We start from the raw sequence: 748 nt of genomic DNA, 5'->3' as shown, positions 1-748 counted from the left end.
CGACCGCCTGGCCTGCCTCTGCGACACCGACGACTGCCCCGCGGCGCAGAACCCACCCTCCACCGGGGTGGTCGTCTACGTGATCGCGAGCGCGGACACCCTCCGTGACCCCGAGGCACCAGCCCCACCACCGCCCGACGTACCCAGTGAGCCGCCGACGTCAGACAGCGCCGACCGCTCGAGCGACCCTGCGCCACAACCGGAGTCGCGCGACGGTATCCCCGCCGACCCAGCCGACGAGCGCACAGCGATCGACGGCGAACCCCCAGCCATGTTCACCAAACCCCTGCGCGAGCTGACCCTCACCGAAGCGCTCACCCCCACCCCGGGCCGCCTCGCCAGCCTTCGACCCGCCGCCCTCATGGGCGGCCAGTTCCTACCCGGCGCGATCGCCTGCCGAGCCACAGTCGGGGCCACCATCACCCCGGTCGTCCACCCCGGGCAAGCGCCACCCGAACCCCGCTACCGGCCATCGAAGAAGCTCGCCGACTTCGTCCGCTGCCGCGACATGACCTGCCGCTTCCCCGGCTGCAAGGTGCCCGCCACCCATTGCGACGTCGACCACGGCATCCCGTGGCCATACGGGCCGACCGCGGCGTCCAACCTGAAATGCCTATGCCGAAGACACCATCTCTTGAAAACCTTCTGGGGCGGCCAAAGCGGCTGGCACGAAAGGCAACTCGACGACGGCACCATCATCTGGACCGCACCCGACGGGCGGCAATACATCACCACCCCGGGCAGCCGC

Annotated in this window: 1 pseudogene; it reads left to right on the top strand. The window is 70.5% G+C overall.

The annotated features are described in order from the left end of the window. A pseudogene (locus tag B1790_RS34910) lies at window positions 1-748 on the top strand (HNH endonuclease); the annotation flags it as partial.

Source organism: Mycobacterium sp. AT1, from assembly GCF_002043095.1.
Lineage (GTDB): Bacteria > Actinomycetota > Actinomycetes > Mycobacteriales > Mycobacteriaceae > Mycobacterium.
This window is presented reverse-complemented; position numbering and strand designations above follow the sequence as displayed.